General features: G+C 59.8%; 7 protein-coding genes. 4 read left to right on the plus strand and 3 right to left on the minus strand.

The genetic code is table 11. From position 1 onward, the window contains the following. The first annotated feature begins 24 nt into the window (after nucleotides 1-24). Complete coding sequence (locus KGA82_RS10985; RefSeq protein WP_223450339.1) at nucleotides 25-435, plus strand: SRPBCC family protein; 411 nt, start codon at nucleotides 25-27, stop codon at nucleotides 433-435. A 196-nt stretch (nucleotides 436-631) separates the two neighbouring features. Here the strand turns inward: KGA82_RS10985 and KGA82_RS10990 are convergent, their stop codons facing one another. Further along, on the minus strand, nucleotides 632-2,026 hold the full coding sequence (locus KGA82_RS10990) for a sensor histidine kinase (protein WP_223450340.1): 1,395 nt from the start codon (nucleotides 2,024-2,026) through the stop codon (nucleotides 632-634). After that, complete coding sequence (locus KGA82_RS10995) at nucleotides 2,004-2,687, minus strand: response regulator transcription factor (RefSeq protein WP_008028105.1); 684 nt, start codon at nucleotides 2,685-2,687, stop codon at nucleotides 2,004-2,006. The genes KGA82_RS10990 and KGA82_RS10995 overlap by 23 nt, the downstream gene beginning before the upstream one ends. Before the next feature lie 148 nt (nucleotides 2,688-2,835). On the opposite strand from KGA82_RS10995, the gene KGA82_RS11000 reads away from it, so the two are divergent. After that, entirely contained in the window at nucleotides 2,836-3,171 is a 336-nt protein-coding gene (locus tag KGA82_RS11000) for a hypothetical protein (RefSeq protein WP_223450341.1), read from the plus strand. 78 nt (nucleotides 3,172-3,249) lie between these two features. Here KGA82_RS11000 and KGA82_RS11005 read toward each other — a convergent pair whose 3' ends face one another. After that, complete coding sequence (locus KGA82_RS11005; RefSeq protein WP_223450342.1) at nucleotides 3,250-3,861, minus strand: glutathione S-transferase; 612 nt, start codon at nucleotides 3,859-3,861, stop codon at nucleotides 3,250-3,252. Between the two features lie 372 nt (nucleotides 3,862-4,233). Between KGA82_RS11005 and KGA82_RS11010 the strand changes: the two genes are divergently transcribed. Next, nucleotides 4,234-4,638 carry a TraR/DksA family transcriptional regulator gene (locus KGA82_RS11010; RefSeq protein WP_007907888.1) on the plus strand — a complete coding sequence of 135 codons (405 nt, stop codon included), beginning with the start codon at nucleotides 4,234-4,236 and terminating at the stop codon, nucleotides 4,636-4,638. 581 nt (nucleotides 4,639-5,219) lie between these two features. Further along, a complete protein-coding gene (locus KGA82_RS11015) occupies nucleotides 5,220-6,443 on the plus strand; it encodes a methyl-accepting chemotaxis protein (RefSeq protein ID WP_411737645.1) in 1,224 nt (407 codons plus the stop codon). The last annotated feature ends 287 nt before the right edge of the window (nucleotides 6,444-6,730 follow it).

Raw genomic sequence — 6,730 nt, forward strand, 5'->3', positions numbered from 1 at the left:
TTTTGATTGAGGAGAGAGGACTGCATGGCAACTGCATCAGCGTTTATCGACATCCCGGCTTCGGCCGACAAGGTTTGGCAATTGATCGGCGGCTTCAACTCGTTGCCGGACTGGCTGCCGTTCATTCCCAAAAGCGAACTGAGCGAAGGCGGACGGGTGCGCAGTCTGCAAACCGCCGATGGCGCGGTAGTGGTGGAACGGCTTGAGTCGTTTGATAACGCCGGGAAGACATATAGCTACTCGATTTTGCAGGCACCGTTTCCGGCGACTGATTACCTGGCGACGATCCGCGTTGAAGCGCAGGGCGAGGGCGCCCGGGTGACCTGGTCGGGGCGGTTTGCACCGGTCGGTGTGACCGAGGAAGAAGTGGCGGCGTTGTTTGCCGGAATTTACCAGGGTGGCCTCCAAGCCCTGCGGGCCAACCACCCCGTGTAAACCCGATCCCCTGTAGGAACCAGCCTGCTGGCGATGGCGTCCGTGAAATCGCCATCGCCGGCAAGCCGGCTCCTACAGGTTTCGCGTTAATCCAAAATCCCGAACATCCCCCGATCCTGTAGGAGCCAGGCTTGCCGGCGAAGGCGTCCGCAAAATCGCCATCGCCAGCAAGCCGGCTCCTACAGGGGGGGCTGTGTCAAGTCTGGGCAATCAGGCTCTGCCGGCAATCGAGCACCAACCGTGCGCCGCCCGATTCGCTGTCAGCCACTTCAAGCGTAAACCCATGCAGGCTGACAATCGCCGCGACGATCGACAAGCCCAGCCCGAAGCCGCTTTGCTGATTGCCGCCCTCGGCGCGATAGAAGCGCTGAAACACCGCCTCGCGCTCGGCCAGCGCAATGCCGGGGCCGGAGTCGAGTACTTCGATCCGCGTATGCCCGCCTTCGTTGATCCCGCGCAAAATCACCTCGCCCCCCGGCGGCGTGAATTTGATCGAGTTGCTCAACAGGTTGGCCACCGCCTCGAACAACAACGCCCGGTCGCCGTTCAGCGGCGGCAGAGTGTCAGGCAATTGCAGCTTGAACGTCAGTTCGCCTTCTTCCGCCAACGGCAGATAAAAGTCGTGCAGCTCCTGCAACAACGGCACCGGATCCAGCTCTACAAAACCGGAACGCCGCTGGCGATCCTCCAGCTCGGAGATCCGCAGCAACCCGCGAAAACGCGCCATCAGCGTATCCGCTTCGGCGAGCACCGAATCGAGTTGTGTCGCTTCTGCCGACCCTTCGCCAGCCTGTTGCTGCATGCGGTACAACTGCGCCCGCAAGCGGGTCAGCGGCGTGCGCAAGTCGTGGGCGATGTTGTCGCATACACCCTTGACCTCGTTCATCAAACGCTCGATGCGTTCGAGCATGGCGTTGACGATGGCGGCGAGCATGTCCAGTTCGTCGCGGCGATTGGACAGCGGCAGGCGTCGGGTCAGATCCCCGGCGACGATGGCCTCGGCGCTGGCCTGAATCCCGCGAATGCGTCGCAACGGTCGACGGCGCAACAGGTGCCATCCGACGATGCCCGGCAAAATGGTCAGGGTCACGCCCCAGAGCAACGCGTGCAGAATGATGCGGGTCACGGCGAACAGCGAACCGTTGTCGCGCACCAGAATCAGCCAGCGACCGTCCCGTGTCTGGGTCGCCACGGCGTCGCAGCTGTCGGCGGGCAGCGTCGGGTCATCGGAGTCGGCGCAGTCGCTGAGCATGTGGATCTTGCCGTCCAGCGGCAAACCTTTAGGAATGTGGCGCAGGGCACCGTTGAGGTAGCGATGCTCGGCATCGAACAGGCCGTAGGCGTCGATGCCGCGAATGTCGAAAGTCATGCTGACGGCGAGGGCGTCCAGCAGTTGCTCGCCGGAAAAACGCGAGAACAAATGCTGACGTTGCATCAGCGAGTGCTTGGCCAGGTTGTCCAGGTAGGCGGACACCTCGTAATACATGACCCCCATGAGAATCCCACTCCAGAGCACAAACAGCGAACTGTAGAGCGCCAGCAACCGGCTGCTGGAAGAGCGCCAGCCTTTAGAGGGGTTCGGCAATGACATAACCCGAGCCTCGCACGGTCCGAATCAGTGGGACATTGCCGGGCGGGTCGATCTTCTTGCGCAGGCGGCCGATGTGCACGTCGATCAGGTTGGTGCCGGGGTCGAAGTGATAACCCCAGACCTCTTCGAAAATCATCATCCGCGACAGAATCTGCCCGGTGTTGCGCATCAGGAATTCCAGCAACTTGTACTCGGTGGGCAACAGCGTCAGCAACTGGCCGTCGCGGCTGGCTTCGTGGCTGATCAGGTTCAGTTCCAGGTCCGCGACCCGCAGCGTGGTGGCCTGGGCGGTCACGGTGTTTTGCCGGCGCAGCAGCACTTCGACACGGGCGGCCATTTCATCGGTGGCAAACGGTTTGGTCAGGTAATCGTCACCGCCGGCGCGCAAACCGCGCACGCGTTCATCGACATCGGAGAGGGCGCTGATCATCAGGATCGGCGTCGCCACACCCATGGTCCGCAGCGTCGTGACAATCGCCAGGCCATCGAGCTCGGGCAACATGCGGTCTAGGGTGATCAAGTCATAGTTGCCGTTGACCGCGCGCTCCAGACCTTCACGGCCATTGTCGACCCAATCCACGTCGAGGCCGTGGCTGCTCAGTTCGGCGACGATCTCCCGGGCGGTCACGGCGTCGTCTTCGATGGTCAAGATGCGGGTCATAGGGCGGACCTGATAGTCAGTTCAAGGCAAGTGTGTGGGCATTCTGCCAAGAAATGCCGGCGACTTTTTAAATTAACTTTCATGTGGCTCATGGGACGGCCCGGAACGTTGATATCATCTGGCCATAACCTTGAAAGGGAGTTCGACTGTGCGCACTTTGATTCGCCGTGGCGGGATGTCGATTGTTGTGTTGTTGCTGTGTGTCATCAGCGGGAGTGCCTGGGCGGGAAACACTCCGTGTTCGGGGAAGAAGGGCGGTATCGATCGCTGTGATGGCGACCTGTTCCTGTGTAATGACGGCTCTATCAGCGCCTCGAAGAAAAGCTGCTCGGCACGTTATGGCGGTTCAAGCCAGGCTCGCCCGCAAACCTTATTGCAGAGCTCCGATGGTTGCACCTGCGGCTCAGGTTCGTTTTGCACCGGCCCACGAGGCGGGGTGTATTGCCTGACACCCAGCGGTAATAAGAGCTACAAACGCAAGTAGCTCCTGTGCAATGCATAAAAAATCGCGAGCAGGCTCGCTCCTACAGTAGACCGCGTTCTCCTGCTGTCAGGTGCAACACTATTCAATCGGTGTACTCATAAATGCCTCAAGCCCCTCGGCATAAGCGGTAAACGCACTGATCAGCGGAAACTGCCAGGCATCCACCTGATCCGGCACCACCAGACGGGTAAAGCTCCAGGCCACCGCCAATGTAATCCCGTCCTGATCAATCGAACCGTCAGTCTTCAACGGTTGCAGTTCCAGCTCCCGCTCCAGTGCCGAATACGCGGCCGCCAATTGCCCCTCGACCCGTTCCACCCACGGCTCGAATTGAATTTCCGCGGGCCGCAGGTTGCGTTCGTAATAAAGCTGCACCGACTTCTCGCAGGCTGCCAACGCCAGGCCGATCAAGCGTAACGAGCGCAGGCGCTGATTCAGCTCGCCTGGCATCAGGCTGTTACCCGGTCCGGCCAGTGCCTCCAGGTAATCGATGATCAACGTCGAGTCGATCAACACCTCGCCATCATCCAGCACCAGCGTCGGCGCCTTGACCACCGGGTTGATCTGCTGGAACTGCTCGAAGTGCCGAAACACCGAAACCGACTGATGATCGAGGTCGATGCCCAGGCGTTTGGCGGAAATGGCAACGCGTCGCACGTAGGGCGAATCCAGCATGCCGATCAGCTTCATTGAACCTCTCCTCAAGATTTGCCATTTCGGGAGGACAACCTTAGCTGAGGTTCATTGCCCTGCAAATGTGCTCGGTAAACACCACCGTTGAGGCCATTTGTCTTCTATATACAGCCGCTCGGTTGAATTTCTTGCTATAAACGCACTCCGATAACCACCGTAAAGGCTGACATAGAGCACTTTCGGGGCTTTGTCGGACAAATTCGCTGTCTTTTCAGTTGCTGAGGCCTCAAGTCGGCCTTAGACTGCCGCCCCTCGTAAATTGAGTGCCGGGTGGCGCTTGGAATAAACGGCGCCTTTCCGATGGCCAGACCAGGTCCGCCGGAACGCTCCCTAATTCGCCTTAATGCACGTTTTTTTATAGAGATATCAATGACAAAGGACAAGTTGCTGGCCATGCCGGCGGATGACTACATGAATGCCGAGCAACATGCTTTTTTCTCTGAGCTGTTGCAGAACATGAAAGTCGAAACCCATGAGCGCATCGAACAGAACCGCATCGCCATCGAAAGCCTGGACACCCCGGCCGATCCGGCTGACGCAGCTTCTGTCGAAGAAGAGCGCACCTGGCTGGTGAACGCGATCGATCGCGACCAGCGCATGCTGCCTCAGTTGGAACAGGCGCTGGAGCGCATCAAGGAAGACAGCTTCGGCTGGTGCGACGACAGCGGCGAGGCCATTGGCCTGAAGCGTCTGCTGATCAGTCCGACCACCAAGTACTGCATCGAAGCGCAAGAGCGTCACGAACAGATCGACAAGCACCAGCGTCAGGCCTGATTTCGTAGCGCCCCGCATCGCGGGCAAGCCTCACTCCTGAAGGAGCAAGGCTTGCCCGCGATGCTTTTTTTCGTCTGCGAAAAACCTCGCGCACTTCTATTGATCTGCTGCAACGACCACTACTAATGGACCATGGATAATGGCCCTCTAGTGGCGTTTAATGCAGTCACAACAATTAGAAGACGCATGGGGTGACGAAGATGACGAGAGACGGATCTCTGGTTGGGGCATTGCCTGCACCAGTGTTTGCACCGAAGACCCGCTGGCTGACGCCGACGCTGCAAAGCATCGCCCTGATGCTCTTGCTGTGCGGCATGACGCTGGGTGGCTGGCCGCTTTACGTTGGCTTGCCGTTGGCCGTCCTGATTATCTGGCTTCCTCGGCTCCGTTCTCGTGCCATTCCCTTAGAACCATCTGCCGACAACTCCAGCGCCATCGCCGAACTGACTCGCGATCTTTCCTACACCACCAGTCACAACGCCTTGTCGGCCGCCGGCGTGGCCTTTTCGGTCAAGCAACTGGCCGACAAACTGCAATCGCAACTCGGTGCCGCGGCACAGATTGTCAGCAATGCCGAAGTGATGATCGCCACCGAACAAGCCACCTCGACACTCAGTCGAACGGCCCTCAGTGCCGCCAGCGAAGCGCATCAGAGCAGCGCGGCAGGGCGCACGGAGCTGGTCGAATCCATCACCCGCATGCATCAACTCAGTCAGCGCGCGAGCAACAGTCGTGAGCTGATCGAAGCCCTGAGCCTGCGCAGCGACGATATCCAGCGGGTCACGCTGGTGATCCAGTCCATTGCCAGCCAGACCAATCTGCTGGCATTGAACGCGGCCATCGAAGCGGCCCGAGCCGGGGAGCACGGTCGCGGGTTCGCAGTCGTCGCCGACGAGGTTCGCGGCCTGGCCGCGCGCACAGCGACGGCGACCGGCGAAGTCGGCGAGATGGTTGCCGATATCCAGCAACGCACCGCGCAAGTGGTGGAGCAGATCCGGCAGCTGTCCAGCGACCTCGACATCGGTGTCCAGCAGGTGGAACACACCGGCCAGCACCTGGAAAACATTGCCCGCCTGGCGGCAGGCGTCGAAAGTCAGGTCGGCGAAATCGCCAAGGGTGCCGACACCAACCGCGAACAACTCGACAGCCTGTTTCACGCCATCGAGCAGATGCGCAGCGATCTGGCGATCAGCGATCAACAGACTCAGCGTCTGGCGCAAGCCGCGGTGCAAATGGAAGGTCAGGCTGAAACCATCAGCGAGCGCCTGGCCGAGGTCGGACTGGATGACTATCACCAGCGGATTTATGACCTGGCCCGCGAAGGCGCGCATCAGATTACGGCACGCTTTGAGGCGGATATCGACCAGGGTCTTGTCAGTCTCGATGACTTGTTCGACCGCAGTTATCAGGCCATTCCTGACACCAGTCCGGCCAAGTACCAGACCCGTTTCGACCGCTACACCGATAAGGTTTTGCCGGCGATTCAGGAACCGTTGCTGCCGCGCCATGAAGGCCTGGTGTTTGCCATCGCCTGCACGCAGCAAGGTTATGTGCCGACCCATAACAAGGTTTTCAGTCAGCCACTGACTGGTGATGCGCAGGTCGATACGCTGCAAAACCGCACCAAACGCAAATTTGCCGACCGTACCGGGATTCGTTGTGGCAGCCATCAACAGGCTGTTTTGTTGCAAACCTATACGCGGGACACGGGGGAGTTGATGCACGATCTTTCGGTGCCGATCATGCTCAAGGGGCGGCATTGGGGTGGTTTGCGGTTGGGGTATAAGCCGCAGGGTGCTCGTTGATAGGCATTGTTTTAGGGGTGTGTGTATATCCGTTTCTGCGGTGATGGCGGCTATTGGTTTCGCCCTTACGGCGAGTCACTTTCGAAAAGCGCGAAAGTAACCAAAGCGCTCTTGCCCCTTTCGTTCGGTGCCTCGCTAATGCTCGGCATGCCCTCGCTCCGGTCCTGCTCCGTGGGCCCGCCGCGATCGGCCATCCTTGGCCGTGCGCGGCTAACCCGGCATCCATGCCGGGTTGCCCACTGCGCAGAACCTGCGCTCGGCCTCTCGAGGGGGCGACCACCGCCACA

The sequence above is a fragment of the Pseudomonas sp. BF-RE-22 genome (assembly GCF_019956155.1).
In the GTDB taxonomy this organism is placed as follows: Bacteria; Pseudomonadota; Gammaproteobacteria; order Pseudomonadales; family Pseudomonadaceae; genus Aquipseudomonas; species Aquipseudomonas migulae.

Excerpts from the sequence above, each read along its gene's own strand:
- KGA82_RS10985 (WP_223450339.1), top strand. The coding sequence starts at position 25 with ATGGCAACTGCATCAGCGTTTATCGACATCCCGGCTTCGGCCGACAAG.
- KGA82_RS10990 (WP_223450340.1), bottom strand. The coding sequence starts at position 2,026 with ATGTCATTGCCGAACCCCTCTAAAGGCTGGCGCTCTTCCAGCAGCCGG.
- KGA82_RS10995 (WP_008028105.1), bottom strand. The coding sequence starts at position 2,687 with ATGACCCGCATCTTGACCATCGAAGACGACGCCGTGACCGCCCGGGAG.
- KGA82_RS11005 (WP_223450342.1), bottom strand. The coding sequence starts at position 3,861 with ATGAAGCTGATCGGCATGCTGGATTCGCCCTACGTGCGACGCGTTGCC.
- KGA82_RS11010 (WP_007907888.1), top strand. The coding sequence starts at position 4,234 with ATGACAAAGGACAAGTTGCTGGCCATGCCGGCGGATGACTACATGAAT.
- KGA82_RS11015 (WP_411737645.1), top strand. The coding sequence starts at position 5,220 with ATGATCGCCACCGAACAAGCCACCTCGACACTCAGTCGAACGGCCCTC.